The organism is Methylobacterium sp. 285MFTsu5.1, assembly GCF_000383455.1.
Lineage (GTDB): Bacteria > Pseudomonadota > Alphaproteobacteria > Rhizobiales > Beijerinckiaceae > Methylobacterium.
In genome coordinates this window covers 1-19,283 of sequence record NZ_KB911295.1, presented here as the reverse complement: position 1 = coordinate 19,283, position 19,283 = coordinate 1, and the positions used below count along the sequence as shown (strand labels likewise).

Below are 19,283 nucleotides of genomic sequence, written 5' to 3'. Positions count from 1 at the left end.
GAGCTACTTCACCCGGTCCGCGAGCCAGCCGGCCAGGACGTCCGCGACGGCGTCGCTGTTCGTCTCCAGCATCATCATGTGGCCGTTGCCGTGGAGGCCGCGGTCGGCCAGCCGGACCACGTCCGGCCTGGCGCCGGCCTGGGTCAGGAACGCGACGGTGCAGTCGTCGTAGGTCGCGTGGAAGGAGGCCTCCGCGGTCACCACCACGGCCGGCACCTTGGCGAGGTTCGGCAGGGACCGGACGGGCTCGCCCTGCAGCCAGCAGCGGATCCGCCCGTCCGCGGCCCTGTCGGACTTGGATTCGGACCCCTTGGCCGCCTGCGCCACCGTCAGGTCCTCGGGCGCCCGGACCGGCGGGTCGAAGGTCAGCGGCATGCGGGTCAGCCCGTAGGCGCGGGCGCGCCCGTCGCCGGTCTTCTCCCAGAACTCCTTGCCGCCGCGGAACTGCACGTCGAAGAAGGGCGGGCCATTGGGCTCGACGGCGACATGGGCCTTCACGAGGTCCGGCCGCGCGTCCGAGGCCGCCCAGCCGAACAGGGCCGCCTGACCGTGGGTGAGCAGGATCGCCGGCCCGATCCTGTCCAGCAGCGCCACCAGGGCCGGGTCGACCCATTCCTCGGTCTGCTGGCTGTTGGCGAGGAACGGGACCTGGCTGGCGAAGAATTGGTCGAAGGCGGCGTTGCCCTGCACGCCGGCCCCGCCCGGCCAGCGGGTGTGGAGCTTGGCCTGCGGGTAGAGGTCGTAGACCTCGGGCGCCGTGTGGGTGCGCTCCAGGCTGCGGGTGCCGAGCCGGTCGTAGGGGCCGTAGACCTCCGGGTTGGTGCCCGAGCGCCCGCGCCCGACCTGATCGACCACGTAGACCTGGTAGCCCTTCTCGACGAAGCGCTGCACCCAGCCCGGGCGGCCGTCCGCGGTGGCGAGGTAGTTCACGCCGGTCTGGGCGAGGCCGTGGACCATCACCACCGGGTAGGGCTGCGTGACCCGGGCCGGGGTGCGCGACTGCACGAACATCTGGCCGACCATCACGGTCTTGTCGCCGAGCTTCTGGTAGCGGCCGCCGATGTAGAAGTAGCCGGCGCGGGTCACCGGCTCGGCCGGGCCCGGCTCCGCCGCCGGCGCTCCCGGCGCGGCGGGGGCGTTCGGAGGCGTCGTGGGCAGGGGCGCGGGCTGGGCCGGGACCGGCCCCTGCGCCCGGGCGGGGCCCGCGACAGGCCCGGCTCCCAGCACAGTTCCCAGTCCGGCGGCCAGGATCAGCCCCTGAGCGGCGCGCAGCGCCGCGCGGGTGCCGTTCGCGGTGCCGTTCGCGGTGCCGTTCGCGATGCCGCCCGCGATGCCGCTGCCGGCCATGCCGTCTCTCCCGGATGCGCGCCGCTCCGCGCCGGCGCTTATTGCGGGAAACGCAACGTTCCACCAGCCAGGAAAGCTGCACGGTCCCGCGCGATCATCCCCGGCCGGACGAAGCGTCGCGGCGACCGGGATCGCGGCCGAGCCCGGCCCTCCGCGCATGCCAGGCGCGACCGCGGCGGCGCTGGCGCGGCGCGGGCGGCGCGCCCACCTTGGGGAGGCACCGGCGCCACAGCGGCGCCCCCCGCCCGGATCGCCCGCGGCGGGGCGAAGCCAAGGACTCCCGCCGTGGATCCCGAAACCGTCAAGACCCTGGTCTCCGCCGCCCTGGTCGCGTCGATCACCCTGTTCAGCCTCGTGTCGCTCCAGGCGTTCGTCGCCCAGATCCTGGCCGACCTCCGCGACGCCGGGTCCGCCCCGAAGCCCGTGCCGGTGCCGGTGCGCGTCGACCGCCGGGATCCGCCGCAGGCCTGACCGGCCCGCCGCTCCGATCGACGGGTGCCGGGCCGGGCGCGGATCAGGCCCCGTCCTGCCGGGCCCGCTCGCGCAGGATGAACTTCTGCACCTTGCCGGTGGAGGTCTTCGGCAGCTCGCCGAAGACCACGTGGCGGGGGAGCTTGTAGGAGGCCAGCCGCCCCCGGCACCACTGGATCAGCTCGTCGGCCGTGGGGGTCGCGCCGGCTTTGAGCTCGACGAAGGCGCAGGGCGTCTCGCCCCACTTCGCGTCGGGCTTGGCCACCACCGCGGCCGCGGCCACTGCCGGGTGCTTGAACAGGGCGTCCTCGACCTCGATCGACGAGATGTTCTCGCCGCCCGAGATGATGATGTCCTTCGAGCGGTCCTTGAGCTGCACGTAGCCGTCCGGGTGCTTCACCCCGAGGTCGCCCGTGCGGAACCAGCCGCCCTTGAAGGCGGCCTGCGTAGCCGCCGGGTTCTTGAGGTAGCCGCGCATCACCACGTTGCCGCGCATCATCACCTCGCCGATCGTCGCCCCGTCGGCGGGCACCGACTCCAGCGTCTCCGGGTCGCGCACGTCGAGGGCCTCGAGCACCGGGTAGCGCACGCCCTGGCGGGCCTTCCGGGCTGCCCGCTGGTCGGCCGCCAGCGCGTCCCAGTCGGCGTGCCAGGCGTTGACCACCGCCGGGCCGTAGCTCTCGGTCAGGCCGTACAGGTGGGTCACGTCGAACCCGGCCTCCGACATGCCGGCCAGCACCGCCTCCGGCGGCGGGGCCGCGGCGGTGAAGAAGGCGACGCGCCGGGGCAGGTCGCGGCGCTCGGCATCGGGGGCGTTGATCAGCATCTGCATGACGATCGGCGCGCCGCAGAGATGCGTGACCCCGTGCTCGGCCATCAGCCGGTACATCGTCTCGGCCCGCACCTGCCGCAGGCAGACATGGGTCCCGGCCACGATCGACAGGGTCCAGGGGAAGCACCAGCCGTTGCAGTGGAACATCGGCAGGGTCCAGAGATAGACCGGGTGCTGGCCGAGGCCGCCCGTGATGACGTTGCCGAGGGCCAGCAGCGCCGCCCCGCGATGGTGGTAGACCACGCCCTTCGGGTCGCCGGTGGTGCCCGACGTATAGTTCAGGGTGATCGCGTCCCACTCGTCGTCCGGCAGCCGCCAGTCGTGCTCCGGGTCGCCGCCGGCCAGGAAGGCCTCGTAGTCGGTCGCGCCCAGGCGGGCGCCCGGGCCGTCGTACTCGGGATCGTCGACGTCGATCACGAAGGGCTTGGGCTCCAGCCCCTCCAGGGCCCCGGCGGCCGTCCGGGAGAACTCGCGGTCGGTGATCAGCACCTTGGCCTCGCCGTGCTGCAGGCAGAAGCGGATCGCGTCGGCGTCGAGGCGGGTGTTGAGGGTGTTGAGCACCGCCCCGGTCATCGGCACGCCATAGTGGCACTCGATCATCTCGGGGGTGTTGGCGAGCAGCGCCGCCACGGTGTCGCCGCGGCCGATCCCGCGCGCCGCCAGCGCCGAGGCGAGGCGGCGGGCCCGGGCGTAGACCTCCCGGTAGGGCCGCCGCAGGGGGCCGTGGACCACCGCGACGTGGTCGGGAAACACCCGCGCGGCCCGGTCCAGGTAGAGCAGGGGCGTCAGCGGCTGGTGGTTGGCCGGGACGCGGTCGAGGTCGCGGTCGTAGATCGTGTCGCGGGCCATCCCCGTCCTCCCGGCAAAGTGTTGCCGGGACAGTAGCTTGCCGGAACGGGCGCGATCAATCGGTCCGGCGGGGCTTCCGCGCCCCGTCGCGCGCTCAATGGCGCGGCTCGTCCTCGGGTTCGGGCAGGAAGCGGGCGAGCTCGAAGCCGATCTCGATCATCAGGTGCTCGATCCGGTCGGTCAGCGACGGCCGGTGCAGGGCGCGGGCGAGGTCGCGCAGGGCGATGACGTGCTCGGCCATCCGGTTCACCACCCGCTCGCTCTGCACGAGGTTCGCGGCCTGCTCCTCGGTGCGGTCGATGGCGATGCCGCGCCCGCGGGTCGCCCCGCCGGCGGGGTCGCGCTCGATCCGGCCGCGCATCAGCAGCGTGCGGATCCCGGTGCGGGTGTCCTTCGTGCGGAACTCCGCCTCGACGGGACCGCCGGTCTCGGCCACCGCGTGGAGATAGCTCTCGATCCGGACGCGGTCCTCGGGATGGGTGCGGTCGAGGAAGGCCTCCAGGGACACGCCGGCGGCGGCCGCCTCGGGGTCCAGGCCGAGCAGATCCGCGAGCGGGGCCGAGAGCGCCAGCTGCCCCGCCCAGTAATCGTGGGCCCAGGTGCCCACGACGCCGGAGGCCTCCAGAATGGATTGCGGGATCGGGGCTTCGGACATGCCATTCCTCGATGGGGCGATCCTTGTCTTTAAACTTGAGGTTTTCACCCCCACCAAGCTCCTCGTCTCACCCGCGCTCACGCTACGGTATCCGGGCGTCGCTGGAAAGGCTGTTAACCCTCTATATGCCAAGAATCTTAACTTGAAGTTTAGACTGCTGTCCTGCTGCCGCACTGGGCGGGGATATCCGCGAGGGACCGTTGTCTTAACGGCTCGTTAACCATGTCGACCCCAACCTATGCCCCGACATCCTTGGGTCACAGGATCGCGGCACGCCGCGAATCCCATACCTGAGGTTGGCACAGACGGCGCGGCGACCGGCAGTTGCGGGCGCCCGGACGGATGCATGGGGCCTTCTGGAGGACGCCCGGGATGAAAGCGATCACCTTCGTCACGCAGAAGGGCGGCAGCGGCAAGAGCACGCTGTGCATCTCCCTGGCGGTGGCCGCCCGGGAGGCGGGCCACACGGTCTGCATCCTGGAGATGGACCGGCAGGCCACGATCTCCGACTGGCTGGACCACCGCACGGCCGACGGTCCCGAGGTGGCGCAGATCGACGCCACCCAGATCGACGCCGTGATGGAGCGCCTGCGCGACTCCGCCTACGACTACGTGTTCATCGACACGCCCGGCGTCGATTCCACCGGCACCCTCTCGGCGATCCGCGCCGCGGATCTGTGCATCATCCCGTGCCGGCCGACCCCCGCGGACCTGCGGGCGTTCAAGCCGACCCTGGCCGCCGTCTACCGGCTGGAGAAGAAGTTCGCCTTCGTGCTGAACCAGACCCCGCCGCGCTCCTACCGGGTCCGCGACGCCGCGGACGGGCTCGCGGTGCTCGGCATCCTGCCCGACGTGAACATCGTCGCCCGCACCGACCACCAGGACGCGATCGGCCTCGGCCAGGGCGTCACCGAGTTCAACCCCAAGGGCCAGGCCGCCGGCGAGGTCCGCCGCCTCTGGTCGTGGATCGAGCGCCGCACGCAGTCCCTGAGGACGGGCCAGCATGTCCAAGCCGCCTAAGCTCAGCCTCGCGGCGATCGTGGCCTCGGCGAGCCCGCCGGCCCGGCCCCAGGCGGCCCGGCCGCAGGGCGCCGAGATCGTGTCGCTCACCCTCGCGCCCCCGGCGCCGAAGCAGGCGGCCACGCTCAAGCAGCGCGCCCGCCAGATGTCGGTCTACCTGGAGCCGCCGGTCTACGACCAGCTGCGCGACCTCGCCTACGCCGAGCGGACCAAGATGCACGCGCTGATGCTGGAAGGCCTCGACCTGCTGTTCAAGCAGCGCGGCGCCCAGTCGATCGGGCAGCTCACCGACACGCAGTCCCGCTGAGGCCGGACCGGGCTCGAACCCGGGGCGGCGCGGCCGCTCCGGAGCGTGCCGCTGCTGCGCGCGGCGCCTTCCGGCCCTCCGGGACCGCGGCGCCGCGGAGGGCCGGCGCGGATCAAGCGGCCCGCGGCCTCCGCACCGACTCGGTCCCGAGCCATCGCGATCCTGGCCCCGCTCCCACACGGAAAAGTGGAGCGCCGCGCCCGGGGGCGGTCGGACGGGCGCGCCAGTAAGAATTTGAAAAATCCGTTCCCGAACAAGATGTTGCCCGTCGATCCGCGCGCAATGCTCGAGAACCGACCGGCCGCGCGGCCCGCTTCCTGAACCCGGCCGCAGCCCATCGTTCAGGCTTCCTTTACGCGACCGCTACAAATCTGGGTGGACCGATCGCGGCCCCGTGCACGCGGCCGGCTCCGGTCCGGTCGGGCCCCGCTCACGCGTAGAGTTTGGTGAACCCCACGATGGTGCGCACGACGCTTCCCCGGCCGGCGCGCCTCGCCCTGCGGCTCATCGCCGTCTCGGGCGTGGCCCTGGCCACGGCCAACTGCGCGACCTCGCCCCAGCAGAAGCTCGCCGCCGGGAACGGGATCGACCCGAAATACGGGGTGAAGGCGAGCCCGCGCCTCTACAACGAGGGCGACGTGATCCCGAAGGGCGGCGGGCGCCGCTACACCGGCAAGCCCTACGTGGTGGCCGGGCAGACCTACGTGCCGAAGGAGAATCCGAGCGGCTACGTCCGCGAGGGGCTCGCCTCCTGGTACGGCTCGGCCTTCCACGGCCGCATGACCGCCAACGGCGAGGTCTTCGACCGCCACTCGATCGCCGCCGCCCACCCGACCCTGCCGCTGCCGAGCTACGCCCGGGTGACGAACCTCGAGAACGGCTACTCGATGCTGGTGCGCGTCAACGACCGCGGCCCCTACCATGCCGGCCGGGTCATGGACGTGTCGGAGGATGCGGCCGAAGCGCTGGGCTTCCACCGGAGGGGCACCGCGCGGGTGCGCGTCGAGTATGTCGGCAAGGCCTCGGTGGCCGGCAGCGACGACCGCAAGCTCCTCGCGAGCCTGCGCACCGACGGGCGGCCGGCCGGCCGCTCGACCGTGATGATGGCCGATCTCGGCCCGACGGAGGACACCGAGCGCTACACGCGCTCAGCCCCGGCTCTGGCCTTCAGGCCCGCCCAGGAGGCGGAGGAGAGCGGGACGGAGGCCGGGACGGCGGCCGGGAAGGCGCCCGCCGAGGCCCCGGCCGCCCGGCCCGAGCGGACGGCGCCGGTGCGCGCGCCGATCGTGCTGGCCTCGGCCGCCGTGACGGTCCCGGCGGCCGTGCAGCCCACCGCCCCGCGGGTGCGCGAGTTCCGGCCCGCCCCCGTGCCGGCCGTCGCCGCCAGGGGCGGCCTCGGGGCCGGGACCCTGAAGGTCGCGGGTCTCAACCCGGCCCACACCCCTGGCCTCGCCCCGGCCGCGCCGCCGGCGCACGGTCATGCCGCCGGGAAGGCCGGCCCGAAGGCCGGCCCGGCCCTCGCCGAGGTCCATCGCCGGGCGGTCCCGGCGCCCGGGACCGTGAAGCTCGCCAAGGCGTCGTCGGGCCCGTCCTCCGCGCCGCACGGCGCGTCCCCGGCCGCGATGCCCGCCGCGATGCCGGCCTCGGCCAAGCTCGCCATGGCGCGCCTCGCCGCGGTGCCGGCCAGGGCGTCGGCCACGAAGGCCGGTGCGCCGGCCGCGAACGGCTCCGCGACCACCTCTGCCAAGACCGCCCCCAAGGCCCCCGCCGCCAAGGGGCCGGCCACCAAGACCGCCGGCAAGGCGGGACACGCCCGCCTCGCCGGGATCTACTGACGGCGGCGCCCGGGCCGACCCGCGGCCGCCCGACGGGTCCGGCGGCCCATGTGGCGGTCGATGTGGCGGCCGATGTGGCGGCCGATGCGGCATTTCGCATTCGATCCGGCGCCGAAACCGTAATATGGTCACGCTTGTTATTGGGATACGGGCGGGACGCTTCCGGCCCGACGGCAGGCGCGGGACGGAACGGTGATGCGCAGACCCCTTCTCACCCTTCTCGCGGCCGCCTGCGCGCTGGGCGCCGGCCTCGCCGCCGCCGCCGCGCAGACTTTCCAGACCGCGGCCCCGCACGCGATCCTGATCGACGCCGATTCCGGCTCGGTCCTGTTCGAGAAGGCCGCCGACGAGCGGTTCTCGCCGGCCAGCATGGCCAAGCTCATGACCACCGACATCGTGTTCGAGGCGCTGAAATCCGGCCGCCTGTCGATGGACACGGAGTTCACCGTCACCGAGGACGCGTGGAAGCGCGGCGGGGCCGGGGGCGGCGGCTCGTCGATGTTCGCGCAGGTGAACAGCCGCATCAAGATGGCGGACCTGCTGCGCGGCCTGATCGTGCAGTCGGGCAACGACGCGGCCATCACCATCGCGGAGAACATGGCCGGCTCCGAGGAGGCCTTCGCCGGGCTGATGAACCAGCGCGCCAAGGAGATCGGGCTGACGAACTCGACCTTCCGCAACGCCACCGGCTACTCGGCGCCCGACCAGAAGGTCACGGCCCGGGACATGGCGAAGCTCGCGCTGCACATCATCGACACCTACCCGGACTACTACAAGATCTTCGCCGAGAAGGAGTTCACCTGGAACAAGATCCGCCAGCAGAACCGCAACCCGCTGCTCGCCCTCGACATCGGCGCGGACGGGCTCAAGACCGGCTACCTGGAGGAATCCGGCTACGCGCTCACCGGCTCGGCGGTGCAGAACGGCCAGCGGCTCGTGCTGGTGGTCTCGGGGCTCAAGACCGCCCGGGACCGCGCCTCCGAGTCGCGCAAGCTGATGGAGTGGGGCTTCCGCGCCTTCGAGCCCCGGCAGGTCTTCGCGCCGGGCGAGACCGTGGCCGAGGCCTCGGTGTTCGGCGGCCAGTCGGGCTCGGTGCCGCTGGTGGCGAAGAAGCCCGTGCGGGTGCTGCTGCCGCGGGGCTCCAGCGACCGGGTCAGCGCCAGGGCGATCTATACCGGGCCGCTCATCGCCCCGGTGGAGGAGGGCCAGCGGGTCGGGATCCTGCGCGTCCAGCGCGGCGACACCGTCGCCCTCGACCAGCCGCTCTTCGCCGGCGCCGCGGTGGAGCCCGGCACCCTGTCGCAGCGGGCGATGGACGCGGCGCTGGAATTCGGCACCGGCCTCGTCCGCAAGGCCTTCGACCGGGCCGGCAAGGGAACCGACAAGGGAACCGACAAGGGCGGGGACAAGGGTGCTGCCGGGGCGGCCAACCCGTCGTGACGGCGCGCGCGTGACCGGGCCGCTGTCCGGGGATCCCGCCGGGGCGGGCGGCACCTTCATCACCGTCGAGGGCGGGGAGGGGGCCGGCAAGTCGACCCAGATCGCCCGCCTCGCCGCGACCCTGCGCGCGCGCTCGGGGCGGCCCGTCTGCGTGACGCGCGAGCCCGGCGGCTCGCCGCGGGCGGAGGAGATCCGCACGGCGCTGCTCGACGGCGTCGCCAAGCCCTACGGCCCCTTCGCGGAGGCCCTGCTGTTCAGCGCCGCCCGGATCGACCATCTCGACCGGCTGATCCGCCCGGCGCTCCGCCGGGGCGAGACCGTGCTGTGCGACCGGTTCATCGACTCGACCCGGGCCTACCAGGGCGCCGCCGGGGGCCTCGATCCCGGGCTCGTGGACGCCCTGGAGCGGGTCGTCGTCGGCCCGACCCGGCCCGATCTCACCCTGATCCTCGACCTCGCCCCCGAGTCCGGCCTCGCCCGCGCGGCCGGGCGCGGCGCCCGGACGGGGCAGGGGGCCGACCGGTTCGAGGCCGAGGCCCTCGACTTCCACGTCCGGCTGCGGGAGGCCTTCCTGGCGATCGCCCGGGCGGAACCGGGGCGCTGCGCGGTGATCGACGCGTCCCGCGATCCCGACGCGGTCGAGGCGGCGATCCGCGCCGCCGTCGCGTCCCGGCTGCCGGCGCTCCTGCCCGACCGGCCGGCGGGGGCGGGCCGGAGCGGCGACGCCGCGTGAGCGGCCGTACGGGCGGGGCCGGTCCCGGCCCGACCGGTCCCATCCTGGCCGGCGGCCGTGTAAGCAGTCGCGCGGGCGCGCCGCCCAGATCGGAGGCCGCCGGCCCGCGCCGTGAGACCCACTCCATGAAGCCCGCCCGTGAAGCCCGCCCCGTGAGACCCGCCCCGTGAAGCCCACCGACCGCGCCGCCGACGACGTCGAGCCCGGGGACCTCGCCGGGATCCCGCGCCCGCGCGAGACCCTCGGGCTCGTCGGCCACGCGGCCGCGGCCGACGCCTTCGCGGCCGCCATCGCGGCGGGGCGCCTGCACCACGCGTGGCTGATCGGCGGCGCCCCCGGCATCGGCAAGGCGACCCTGGCCTACCGGGTCGCCCGGCGCCTGCTCGCCTACCCGGGGGGCGGGGGCCCGGCGGGCCTCGCCGTGCCGGCGGGCGACGCCGTCCTCGGCAAGGTGGCGGGCCTGTCGCACCCGAACCTCGTGGTCCTGCGCCGCCACCGGAGCGCCGGCGCCAAGACGCTGCCGACCAAGATCTCGGTCGACGCCGTGCGCCGCGCCCTCGACCTGTTCGCCTCGACGGCCGCGGATTCGGGCTGGCGCGTCTGCATCCTCGACAGCGCCGAGGACCTGAACGCCAACGCCGCCAACGCGCTGCTGAAGGTGCTGGAGGAGCCGCCGCCCCGCGCGCTGTTCCTGATCCTGTCCCACCAGCCCGGCCGGCTGCTGCCGACCATCCGCTCCCGCTGCCGGGCGCTGATGCTGCGCCCCCTCCCGGCCGAGGACGTCGCCCGGGTGGTGCGCGGCCTGCCCGAGCCCTTCGCGCAGCCCGACGAGACCGCCCTGGCCCGGGCACTGGCCCAGTGCGAGGGCTCGGTCGCCCGCGCGCTCGCGATGCTCGATCCGGTCACCGCCGGCCTCGTGGCCGAGATCGAGACCCTGCTGGCGCGGGCGCGCACGCCCGACTGGGGCCGGGTGCTCAAGCTCGCCGAGACCCTGGCGGGCCGCGACGCCGAGGCGCGGTTCGAGGCCGCCCAGGACGCGGTGCTGCGCTTCGTCTCGGCCGAGATCGACCGGCGCCGGGATGAGCCCCCCGCCCGCCTCGCGGCCTTGGTGGAGGTCGCCGACCGGTTCGGCCGCGCCGCCCGGGAGGCGGCGATCTACAACCTCGACCGGCGCCCGGTCGTGCTGTCGCTGTTCGGGGATCTCGCGGCGGTGGCTTAGGGCCCGGCGGGCACCCGTCCCCGTATCCGACATCGGGATCCGGCCCGCCGCCGGCGTGGAACCGTCCGGCGCCGGCGCCGTTGTCCGCGCGATGACAGCATACTGTCATTCTGACAACATCCTGCCGTCAGGACGTGCCCCATGGAGCCCGACCCGCCTCGGACAGCCCGCGACCGCGACCGGACCCGGCACGCCCTGTCGGACCTCGTGGTCGCGGTGTTCCGCCTCAACGGCGACCTGCTCGCGGCCGGCGACACGCTGGTGCAGGATCTCGGGCTCACCAGCGCCCGCTGGCAGGTGCTGGGGGCCATCGCCCTCGCGCCGGCGCCGCTGCCCGTCGCCCACATCGCCCGCAACATGGGCCTCGCCCGCCAGTCGGTGCAGCGCCTCGTCGGCGAGATGCGGGCCGACGGGCTGATCCGGCTCGCGCCCAACCCCCACCACCGCCGCGCGCCCCTCGTCGCCATGACCCCGCGGGGCGCGGGGGCCTATCGGCAGGCGATGGCGCGCAACGCCCTCTGGTCGGACGGGCTCACCGAGGGCCTCGCGCCCGAGGCCGTCGAGGCCGCCGCCGCGCTGCTGCAGGGCCTGCAGCGGCGGATCGGCGCCTCCCACGCCGCCATCGCGTCCATCGCCGCGGAGGCCCGGCAGGAGACGCCGCACGAGACCCCGCACGAGACCCCGCACGAGACCCCGCACGAGACCCCGCACGAGACCCCGCACGAGACCCGACAGGAAAGCCGACAGGAGACCGACCGATGACCGACGCCCACGCCGCCCCGGGCTACGACGCCGACGTGATCGTCGTCGGCGCGGGCCCCGTCGGCCTGACCGCGGGCTGCGCCCTGCGCCATCACGGCGTGTCGTGCCTGATCCTGGAGCAGCGCGCGGAGGTCAGGGCGTACTCGCGGGCCAACAATCTCTGGGCCCGCCCGCAGGAGTTGCTCGCCGGCATCGGCCTGCGCGACGCCCTGGCGGAGAACGCCTACGCGGTCCGCACCATCAACTTCTTCGTCGACGGCGCGCCGACGACGCCGATCCCCATCGCCGACGTCGCCAGCCCCTATCCCGACGTCCTGTACAGCGGGCAGGACGTGATCGAGCGGACCTTGATCGACGCGTTCGAGGCCCGCGGCGGTCGGCTGGACCGGGGCTGCACGGTGACCGGCATCGACCAGGACGCGGCGGGCGTCACCGTGACCCTCCGGCGGGGCGCGGACGGGCCGGAGACGCGGCTGCGCGCCCGCTACTGCGTGGCCGCCGACGGGGCCCGGAGCACGGTCCGCGCCCGGCTCGGCCTGGATTTCGAGCCCGAGCGGCTCGCGGGCTGCATGAACCGGCAGGTCGACGCCCGGCTGTCCTGGCGCCGCGGGTCCGAGCCGGACCAGCTCTGGTTCTTCTACTACCCGCGCGGCTTCGCCGGCATCATGCCGGTCTGGGGCGGCTACCACCGGCTGTTCTTCCTGGCCGACGACGCCGGCGTGCCGGACCGCGACCCGACGCTCGCGGAGATCCAGGCCCTCGCCCGGGAGGTCACCGGCGACGAGACCCTCACCCTGAGCGACCCGCAATGGCTCACCCACAGCCGCTTCGCCTACGGGGTCTCCCCCGGCTACGCGCGGGGCCGCGTGTTCCTGGCGGGCGATGCCGGGCACCTGTCCCTGCCGATCGGCGGCCAGGGGATGAATGCCGGCCTCCACGACGCGGTCGAGATCGCGTGGCGGCTGGCCATGACCCTGCGGGGCGAGGCGGCGCCCGCCATCCTCGACTCCTACGACGGCGAGCGCGGCGGCGAGCACGCCCGGCTGAGCGCCCAGCAGGTGCGCGGGTTCCGGTGGACCGTCTATCGCGGCCCCGTCACCGACACGGTGCTGGGGCTGGCCGCGAAGGCGCTGCCGAACCTGGGCTCCCTGCTGCAGGGGACGGACGACATGCAGCAGATGGGCGTCGCCTATCCCGGCAGCCTCCTGAACGCGGATCACCTGTCGGGCCTCGCGAACCTGACGCACCTGCTGCGGCCGGGGCCGAAGCCGGGCCAGCGCGCGCCGGACGCGCCGGTGACGCGGGACGGGGTGCGCACGCGCCTGTTCCCGTTCCTCTACAACCCGGACGGATGGACGACGGGCTGGGCGCTCCTGTGCTTCGACGGACGGTCGCCGGAGGCGGCGCCCTTCCTTCTGGAGGCGGTCCAGGCCGTGGCGCCCTGGCCCTGGCTGCGTCCGCGGCTCGTCCTCGCCGGCCCCCTGATCGCGGCGGAGATGCCCGTCCTGTCGGATCTGGACGGCCGGGCACACGGCGCCTACGGGCTGGAGGGCCGGCCGGCGCTCGTGCTGGTGCGCCCGGACGGGCACATCGCCTTCCGGAGCGGCGCGGACCGGACCGATCGCCTGATCGCGTATTGCCGCGCGCTCTTCGACGCGGCGGGGCGCGCGGCCGGGGAAGTGGTGCGGCCGGAGGCGGCTTGCGCCGGGTGAGGGCGGCGGGGGCCGCGACGTCGGAGCCGTGCCCCGGGGCACGGCACCGCCCCTCGTCCCGGCGCCGCGTCCCGGCCGCCCGCGACCGGCACCGGAGTCGCGGCGTCTCACGGATCCGGCCGGCTGCCGGACAGGCGCAAGATCGCGGCTTCCCTGTAGGCGCGGGGCGACAGGCCGTGGCGGTCCTTGAAGCGCCGGGCGAAATGGGCCTGGGTCGCGAAGCCGCACTCGTAGGCCACGACGCCGATCGGGCGGTGCAGGCTGACCGGATCGGAGAGGCGCCTGGCCGCCGCCGCGAGGCGGCGCTCCCAGATCCAGTCGGAGATGTGCTGGCCGCGCTCGTGGAACAGTTCCTGGAGCCGGCGCAGGGACACGCCCATCGCGGCGGCGAGCCGGGGCGGATCGAGGGTCTGGTCGCCGAGATTCGCCTCGACATGGGCCTTGGCGCGCTGGACCACGACGCTGCCGTGCAGGGAATGCGGCACCTCCCGGGCCATCCGATCCGCGAGCGCGGCCACGATCAGATCCACGCCGATGGTCGCCATGCGCTCCGCCGCCTCGGGGGAGAGTTGCCGGTTCACCCGGAGCAGATCCCCGAAGAAGGTCGTCACCAGGCGGGTCGTGGCCGATCCGGCGGGCATCGTCAGGGCCGCGAACAGCCGGGCCGGTCCGAGCAGGCTCTCGAGGCGCTCCCGCGGCAGGGCCATGACCAGGGTCTGGCCATCCGTGCGCGCGTCCAGCACGCCCGGGTGATGGTCGATGACGGTGAGGTCTCCCGTCCCCTGCACCGCCTCGCGGCCGTGCTGCTGAAAGGTGGACGCGCCGACGAGACGGAAGTTCAAGCGGATCAGCCCGTCAGGCCGGCGCCGGACCGTATCGGCGGTGATCGTGGTCGTGAGGGCGCTCTGGGTGATCCGGCTGAAGGTCAGCGGGCCGACGGCGCCGATCTCGATCTCGCCCGCGAACGGCCCGTCGGCGCGCCGGCGCTGCTCGATCGGCCCGATCCGTTCGGCGACGACCTCCTGCCAGAGCTTGAAGCGCGTCCGGGGATGTGTCCCGGCCGTCGAGAAGACCCGGCGCTCAGGCCGCTCGGAGAGGCGCCGGCGCGCGGCCTCCGGAGAACCCGTCCGTTGCGCGGAGCCGGATGCCCCGGAGCGTGACCTGAAGACAAGACATCAACGAAAGATAGATCACATCGCCCCCATATTCGATCGACCAATTCAGCAATAATCGACTTATTGTCTCTGTTATTCGCAATATATCGAACCGTGTACGGCATAAGTCCGATCTCTATATACATTTCGTCGACAAAGACCCCGCAATACCGATTCGAATCGCTCATATGTCACGCTCCTGCGTCCCTCAAGCTCCGAGAATAACTTAGCGAGCGGATCTGCGTCCGCTGGCGCTCGGCATTCCGGGCCGATGTGACGTCGATGGCAGCCGTGCGTGGTGCACCGATCCGGCGGCGCGACGGAACGCCGGCAGGGCTCGGCCCATGTGACGGTGCCCGCGGCCGATGAGTCTTCGGCACCGACGTCCTTGCGAGCGGAGCGAAGCAATCCAGCAGCGCGACCTTGCCGATGTTGCGCCGCCCTGGCTCGCTTCGCTGCGCTCGCGATGACGGAGAGGTGCGCGTCGACCGCAGCGCGCGGCTCAGCTTCCCTTGACAATGTTCCTATTTTGTGCTTCCTGACCGCACCTGTCCGCGGCGGCCCGGGAGCGATCCCGGGGCGTCCTTCGGGGGCCCGCCCGGTGGCTGACCGTGCGGGTCCGGGGACGGGGCGGCGCCCGCGTCGGTGGCTCTCAGCCGCCATCGCCCCGGGCGACGGACCGGTGCGGGGCGTGCCTCGGATGCGGGCGTGAGACCGGGCGGCACTGTGCCCGGCGGGGTGAGGAAATGCCCCCGCGCCGACCCGCCTCTGGGCCGACCCTGAGCGACCTGCGGACCCGCCCACTACGAGGCGGGGGACGGCTGGAAGGCCACGGCGCCGATGCGGGTTCCGGAGGTGCGGGCACGGCGTGCGCGCACCGCGACCGAGACCGCTCACGGGGAGTCGCAGGACCGGGACGTCGGAGACGCCGCGACGAGACAGACGGCAGCGGCTGGGGACCATGCCCGGTCGATGCCGCGGGGCGCCGCGGGGATCGGATCCCGCGCGTACTTGGCCGACACCTGGGTTCCCGCGGCGTCCCGCGTCCCTCGTGCCGTCTCCCGGGCCATGCCCCCGGCGCCACGCGCGCGCGCGGACGATCACGCGTGTCCGGTGCCGGCCGCCGCGGAGGATCGCCGTCGCGCCCGCAGGCGGCGACGGTTGCGTCCCGGCGCCGGCCGCGCGACAACGCGGGCAGCTTCCCGCGCTCATCCGGAACACCACAGACGTGACGTCCAACGCCCCGGCGAATCCCCGAAAGACGTTCGGTCTCTCGACCGCGATCTCCTACCCCAACGGCGCGCCCCATATCGGCCACGCCTACGAGGTGATCGCCGCCGACGCGATCGCGCGCTTCCACCGGCTCGACGGCTACGACGTGCTGTTCTCCACCGGGACCGACGAGCACGGGCTCAAGATCCAGCAGGCCGCGACCCGGGCCGGCACCACCCCGCGCGCCTACGTCGACGGCACGGCCGCCCGGTTCCAGGCCATGGCCGACCGGATGGACTGCGCCTACGACCGCTTCATCCGCACCACCGAGCCCGGCCACTACGCCGCCGCCCAGGAGATCTGGCGGCGGATGGAGGCCAACGGCGACATCTACCTCGACAAGTATGCCGGCTGGTACTCGGTCCGCGACGAGGCCTACTACGACGAGTCCGAGACCCGGCTCCTGGAGGATGGCAGCCGCCGCAGCCTCGCCACCGACACGCCGGTCGAGTGGATGGAGGAGGAGAATTTCCTTTTCAGACTGTCCGCCTACCAGGACCGGCTGCTGGAACTCTACGCGGATCAGCCGGATTTCATCGGGCCGGACACGCGCCGGAACGAGGTGGCGAGCTTCGTGCGCTCCGGCCTCAAGGACCTCTCGGTCAGCCGCACCAATTTCGACTGGGGCGTGCCGGTGCCGGGGCATCCGAACCACGTGATGTACGTGTGGGTCGACGCGCTCACCAACTATCTCACCGTCACCGGCTTCCCCGACGCGGAGAACCCCCAAAAAAGATTCTGGCCGATGGACCTGCACGTGATCGGCAAGGACATCGTCCGGTTCCACGCGGTCTACTGGCCGGCCTTCCTGATGTCGGCCGGGCTGCCGCTCCCGAAGCGCGTCTTCGGCCACGGCTTCCTGCTCTCCAAGGGCGAGAAGATGTCGAAGTCGCTGGGCAACGTCCTCGACCCGTTCGAGCTCGCCGACACCTACGGGGTCGACCCGGTGCGCTACTTCGTGCTGCGCGAGGTGCCGTTCGGCGGCGACGGCAGCTACAGCCACGAGGCGATCATCGGCCGGATCAACGCCGATCTCGCCAACGATCTCGGCAACCTCGCCCAGCGCTCGCTCACGATGGTCGCCAAGAACTGCGACGGCGCGGTGCCGGATCCGGGCAGCCTGGACGCGGCCGACACGGCCCTGCTGGCCCAGGCCGACGCCCTGCCGGCACGGGCCCGGACCCTCATGGGCGAGCTGGCGCTCCACACCGTCCTGGCCGAGATCTGGGCCGTGGTGGCCGAGGCCAACCGCTACTTCGCCGCCCAGGAGCCATGGAAACTGCGCAAGTCCGACCCGGCGCGGATGAACGCGGTGCTCTACACGACGCTGGAATCCCTGCGCGTCTTCGGCATCCTGACCCAGCCCTTCGTGCCGGGGGCGGCGGCCAAGCTCCTCGACCTGCTGGCGGTGCCGGCCGACCGGCGCGGCCTCGCCGATGTGGGGGAGGGGGGCCGGCTCGTGCCCGGCACGGCGCTCCCCGCCCCCGCGCCGATCTTCCCGCGCTTCGAGCGCCCCGAGACTCCGTCCGCCTGAAGGACCTTGCCGCTTGAAGGACCCTGCCGCCCGACGGCCCCGAGACCCGATGCTCATCGACAGCCACTGCCATCTCGACTTCCCGGACTTCGCCGCCGACCTCCCGGGCGTGATCGCCCGCGCCAAGGCCGCGGGCGTCGCCGGCATGCTCACGATCGCCACCCGGGTCGCCAAGGCCGACACCTACCGGGCGATCGCCAAGGCCCATCCCGAGGTTTGGCACACGGTCGGCACCCATCCCCACGGGGCCGCCGAGGAGCCGGACGTCGCCGCCGAGACGATCGCGGGCCTCGCCCAGGCCAGCCCGCGCTGCGTCGGGATCGGCGAGGCCGGCCTCGACTACCACTACGCCGACGCCGCCCCCGAGGCCGTGCAGGAGCGGGTGCTGCGCGCCCACATCGCGGCGGCCCGGCTCTCCGGCCTGCCGCTCGTGATCCACGCCCGGGACGCCGACGACCACATGGAGCGGGTGCTTGCCGACGAGATGGGCCGGGCGCCGTTCCGGGCGGTGCTGCACTGCTTCTCGTCGGGGCGGCGGCTGGCGGAGGCCGGGGTGGAGCTGGGGCTGTACGTGTCCTTCTCGGGCATCGTCACGTTCCGGCGCTCGCACGACCTGCGCGACATCGCCAGGGCCGTGCCCCTCGACCGGATCCTGGTGGAGACCGACGCGCCGTTCCTGGCCCCCGAGCCCCACCGGGGACGGACCAACGAGCCGGCCTACACGGCCGACACCGCCCGGTCGCTGGCCGGGACCCTGGGGCTGACCGCCGAGGACTTCGCCCGGACCACGACGGCGAATTTCTTCACCTTGTTCGACAAGGCCGCCGGAACGCGCCCGGGCGCTGCGTGACGAGTCGGAGCGGGAGATCCGGATGGCGAGCCTGACCCTGCGCATCCTCGGTTGCGGCTCGTCCGGCGGGGTGCCGCGGGTCGGCAGCGGCTGGGGCGCCTGCGACCCGGCGGAGCCGCGCAACCGCCGGCGGCGCTGCTCGATCCTGGTGGAGCGCGCGTCGGGGGCGGGGCGGACCACGCTCCTGGTCGACACCTCTCCGGACCTGCGCGAGCAGCTCATCGACGCCGGCGTGACGCGCCTCGACGGGGTGCTCTACACCCACGCCCACGCCGACCACACCCACGGGATCGACGACCTGCGCCCGCTGGTGATCGCCATGCGGGCCCGCATCCCGGTCTACGCCGATGCCCTGACGCGGTCGCTGCTCACGGCCCGGTTCGGCTACTGCTTCGAGACGCCCCCCGGGAGCGCCTACCCGCCGATCCTCGACCTGCGCGACCTCGCCGCCGGCCGCGACCTGACCCTAGAGGGGGAGGGGGGGGCGATCACCGTGGAATCGCTCCCGGTGGAGCACGGCAACGAGGCGGCCCTGGGCTTCCGCTTCGGCGCGGCCGCCTACATGCCCGACGTCAGCCTGATCCCGGAGGCGAGCCTCGCCCGGCTCCGCGGTCTCGACCTGCTGATCATCGACGCCCTGCGGGACACCCCGCACCCGACCCACTTCTCGGTCTCGGACGCCCTCGCGCTGATCGAGTCGGTGCAGCCACGCCGCGCGGTCCTGACCAACCTGCACACGGATCTCGACTTCGGCGCCCTCGCGGCACGCCTGCCGGAGGGCATCGTGCCCGCCTATGACGGCATGACCCTGAGCCTCGAGGCCTGAGCACGCTCAACGGGAGGGCGAATCGGGCGTCACACGCCTGTCGTCCGCGGAGTCCAAGAAAATCGGCTTCCCGGCCAACAAGCCTGTTGACGGCCGGGAACCGTGGATCTATACCCCGGCTCATCGGCGCCGGCCGCGGAAGTGGACCGGGCGCTGAGCCATCTTCTGACAAGCGGCGGGATTGGCCGGCGGGATTGCCGGGCGGTCTTCTGTTTGCCTCTGATGAGCCTCGGGCGACCGAGGCGCTCTTTGACAAGTTGGAATGAGGAAGGGAGACGCGGGCGGCGTTTGTCCTTGCGGCTGGGTCTTAGGACCTGGCGTGAGTAGACTTGTGCCGATCTGTTGTTCTTCTTTCTGAGCTCACCGACGGGTGTTCTGGCGCTGTGAAGCGTCTGGCACTTGGTCGATGTGAGGCTCCGTCTGAGAATATACGTGATCGGCCAGATCAATCTCTTCAACGTGAGA

16 protein-coding genes and 1 pseudogene are annotated in these 19,283 nt (G+C 73.2%); 12 read left to right on the top strand and 5 right to left on the bottom strand.

Translation table 11 applies throughout. The annotated features are described in order from the left end of the window. Positions 1–3: 3 nt before the first annotated feature. On the bottom strand, positions 4–1,347 hold the full coding sequence (locus H288_RS0126315) for an alpha/beta hydrolase (protein ID WP_020095564.1): 1,344 nt from the start codon (positions 1,345–1,347) through the stop codon (positions 4–6). A gap of 285 nt (positions 1,348–1,632) precedes the next feature. Between H288_RS0126315 and H288_RS0126310 the strand changes: the two genes are divergently transcribed. Next, positions 1,633–1,818, top strand: a complete 186-nt coding sequence (locus H288_RS0126310; RefSeq protein WP_020095563.1) for a hypothetical protein — start codon at positions 1,633–1,635, stop codon at positions 1,816–1,818. A 43-nt stretch (positions 1,819–1,861) separates the two neighbouring features. Here H288_RS0126310 and H288_RS0126305 read toward each other — a convergent pair whose 3' ends face one another. Beyond that, a complete protein-coding gene (locus H288_RS0126305; protein ID WP_020095562.1) occupies positions 1,862–3,499 on the bottom strand; it encodes an acyl-CoA synthetase in 1,638 nt (545 codons plus the stop codon). Positions 3,500–3,593: 94 nt separating this feature from the next. Next, positions 3,594–4,154: a PAS domain-containing protein gene (locus H288_RS0126300; protein ID WP_020095561.1), complete on the bottom strand. Its 561-nt coding sequence runs from the start codon at positions 4,152–4,154 to the stop codon at positions 3,594–3,596. A 372-nt stretch (positions 4,155–4,526) separates the two neighbouring features. On the opposite strand from H288_RS0126300, the gene H288_RS0126295 reads away from it, so the two are divergent. From H288_RS0126295 to H288_RS0126260, 8 genes are all read left to right on the top strand, one after another. Next, complete coding sequence (locus tag H288_RS0126295) at positions 4,527–5,174, top strand: ParA family protein (protein ID WP_012318487.1); 648 nt, start codon at positions 4,527–4,529, stop codon at positions 5,172–5,174. Next, positions 5,158–5,481 carry a ribbon-helix-helix domain-containing protein gene (locus H288_RS0126290; RefSeq protein WP_020095560.1) on the top strand — a complete coding sequence of 108 codons (324 nt, stop codon included), beginning with the start codon at positions 5,158–5,160 and terminating at the stop codon, positions 5,479–5,481. Before H288_RS0126295 ends, H288_RS0126290 begins: the two co-directional genes overlap by 17 nt. Positions 5,482–5,939: 458 nt before the next feature. Next, positions 5,940–7,316 carry a septal ring lytic transglycosylase RlpA family protein gene (locus tag H288_RS0126285; protein ID WP_020095559.1) on the top strand — a complete coding sequence of 459 codons (1,377 nt, stop codon included), beginning with the start codon at positions 5,940–5,942 and terminating at the stop codon, positions 7,314–7,316. Positions 7,317–7,511: 195 nt separating this feature from the next. After that, positions 7,512–8,756 (top strand): D-alanyl-D-alanine carboxypeptidase family protein, encoded by a 1,245-nt coding sequence (locus H288_RS0126280; RefSeq protein WP_020095558.1) that lies wholly within the window; start codon positions 7,512–7,514, stop codon positions 8,754–8,756. 10 nt (positions 8,757–8,766) lie between these two features. Next, complete coding sequence (tmk, locus tag H288_RS0126275; RefSeq protein WP_085986749.1) at positions 8,767–9,489, top strand: dTMP kinase; 723 nt, start codon at positions 8,767–8,769, stop codon at positions 9,487–9,489. A 166-nt stretch (positions 9,490–9,655) separates the two neighbouring features. Further along, positions 9,656–10,708 (top strand): DNA polymerase III subunit delta', encoded by a 1,053-nt coding sequence (locus tag H288_RS0126270; RefSeq protein ID WP_020095556.1) that lies wholly within the window; start codon positions 9,656–9,658, stop codon positions 10,706–10,708. A gap of 141 nt (positions 10,709–10,849) precedes the next feature. Then, on the top strand, positions 10,850–11,470 hold the full coding sequence (locus H288_RS32850; protein ID WP_020095555.1) for a helix-turn-helix domain-containing protein: 621 nt from the start codon (positions 10,850–10,852) through the stop codon (positions 11,468–11,470). After that, complete coding sequence (locus H288_RS0126260) at positions 11,467–13,182, top strand: FAD-dependent monooxygenase (RefSeq protein ID WP_020095554.1); 1,716 nt, start codon at positions 11,467–11,469, stop codon at positions 13,180–13,182. The genes H288_RS32850 and H288_RS0126260 overlap by 4 nt, the downstream gene beginning before the upstream one ends. A 107-nt stretch (positions 13,183–13,289) precedes the next feature. Here the strand turns inward: H288_RS0126260 and H288_RS36425 are convergent, their stop codons facing one another. After that, positions 13,290–13,562, bottom strand: coding sequence for a helix-turn-helix domain-containing protein (locus tag H288_RS36425; protein WP_326491908.1), 273 nt, complete (start codon positions 13,560–13,562; stop codon positions 13,290–13,292). 138 nt (positions 13,563–13,700) lie between these two features. Then, a pseudogene (locus H288_RS36420) lies at positions 13,701–14,198 on the bottom strand (AraC family transcriptional regulator); the annotation flags it as partial. 1,366 nt (positions 14,199–15,564) lie between these two features. On the opposite strand from H288_RS36420, the gene metG reads away from it, so the two are divergent. Genes metG through H288_RS0126240 form a run of 3 tightly spaced genes read left to right on the top strand, consistent with a single transcriptional unit; the run spans position 15,565 to position 18,818 of the window. Beyond that, positions 15,565–17,142 carry a methionine--tRNA ligase gene (gene metG, locus H288_RS0126250; RefSeq protein ID WP_020095552.1) on the top strand — a complete coding sequence of 526 codons (1,578 nt, stop codon included), beginning with the start codon at positions 15,565–15,567 and terminating at the stop codon, positions 17,140–17,142. Between the two features lie 49 nt (positions 17,143–17,191). Then, the gene (locus tag H288_RS0126245; protein ID WP_020095551.1) at positions 17,192–17,992 is read left to right on the top strand and encodes a TatD family hydrolase; all 801 of its coding nucleotides are present in this window, start codon (positions 17,192–17,194) and stop codon (positions 17,990–17,992) included. 22 nt (positions 17,993–18,014) lie between these two features. After that, a complete protein-coding gene (locus H288_RS0126240; protein WP_020095550.1) occupies positions 18,015–18,818 on the top strand; it encodes an MBL fold metallo-hydrolase in 804 nt (267 codons plus the stop codon). The last annotated feature ends 465 nt before the right edge of the window (positions 18,819–19,283 follow it).

Bases quoted from the DNA above. Each gene is read 5' to 3' on its own strand.
- H288_RS36425 (WP_326491908.1), bottom strand. From the start codon at position 13,562: ATGGGCGTGTCCCTGCGCCGGCTCCAGGAACTGTTCCACGAGCGCGGC.
- H288_RS0126285 (WP_020095559.1), top strand. From the start codon at position 5,940: ATGGTGCGCACGACGCTTCCCCGGCCGGCGCGCCTCGCCCTGCGGCTC.
- H288_RS0126260 (WP_020095554.1), top strand. From the start codon at position 11,467: ATGACCGACGCCCACGCCGCCCCGGGCTACGACGCCGACGTGATCGTC.
- H288_RS0126315 (WP_020095564.1), bottom strand. From the start codon at position 1,347: ATGGCCGGCAGCGGCATCGCGGGCGGCATCGCGAACGGCACCGCGAAC.
- H288_RS0126295 (WP_012318487.1), top strand. From the start codon at position 4,527: ATGAAAGCGATCACCTTCGTCACGCAGAAGGGCGGCAGCGGCAAGAGC.
- H288_RS0126280 (WP_020095558.1), top strand. From the start codon at position 7,512: ATGCGCAGACCCCTTCTCACCCTTCTCGCGGCCGCCTGCGCGCTGGGC.
- H288_RS32850 (WP_020095555.1), top strand. From the start codon at position 10,850: ATGGAGCCCGACCCGCCTCGGACAGCCCGCGACCGCGACCGGACCCGG.
- H288_RS0126240 (WP_020095550.1), top strand. From the start codon at position 18,015: ATGGCGAGCCTGACCCTGCGCATCCTCGGTTGCGGCTCGTCCGGCGGG.
- H288_RS0126290 (WP_020095560.1), top strand. From the start codon at position 5,158: ATGTCCAAGCCGCCTAAGCTCAGCCTCGCGGCGATCGTGGCCTCGGCG.
- H288_RS0126305 (WP_020095562.1), bottom strand. From the start codon at position 3,499: ATGGCCCGCGACACGATCTACGACCGCGACCTCGACCGCGTCCCGGCC.
- H288_RS0126245 (WP_020095551.1), top strand. From the start codon at position 17,192: ATGCTCATCGACAGCCACTGCCATCTCGACTTCCCGGACTTCGCCGCC.
- H288_RS0126300 (WP_020095561.1), bottom strand. From the start codon at position 4,154: ATGTCCGAAGCCCCGATCCCGCAATCCATTCTGGAGGCCTCCGGCGTC.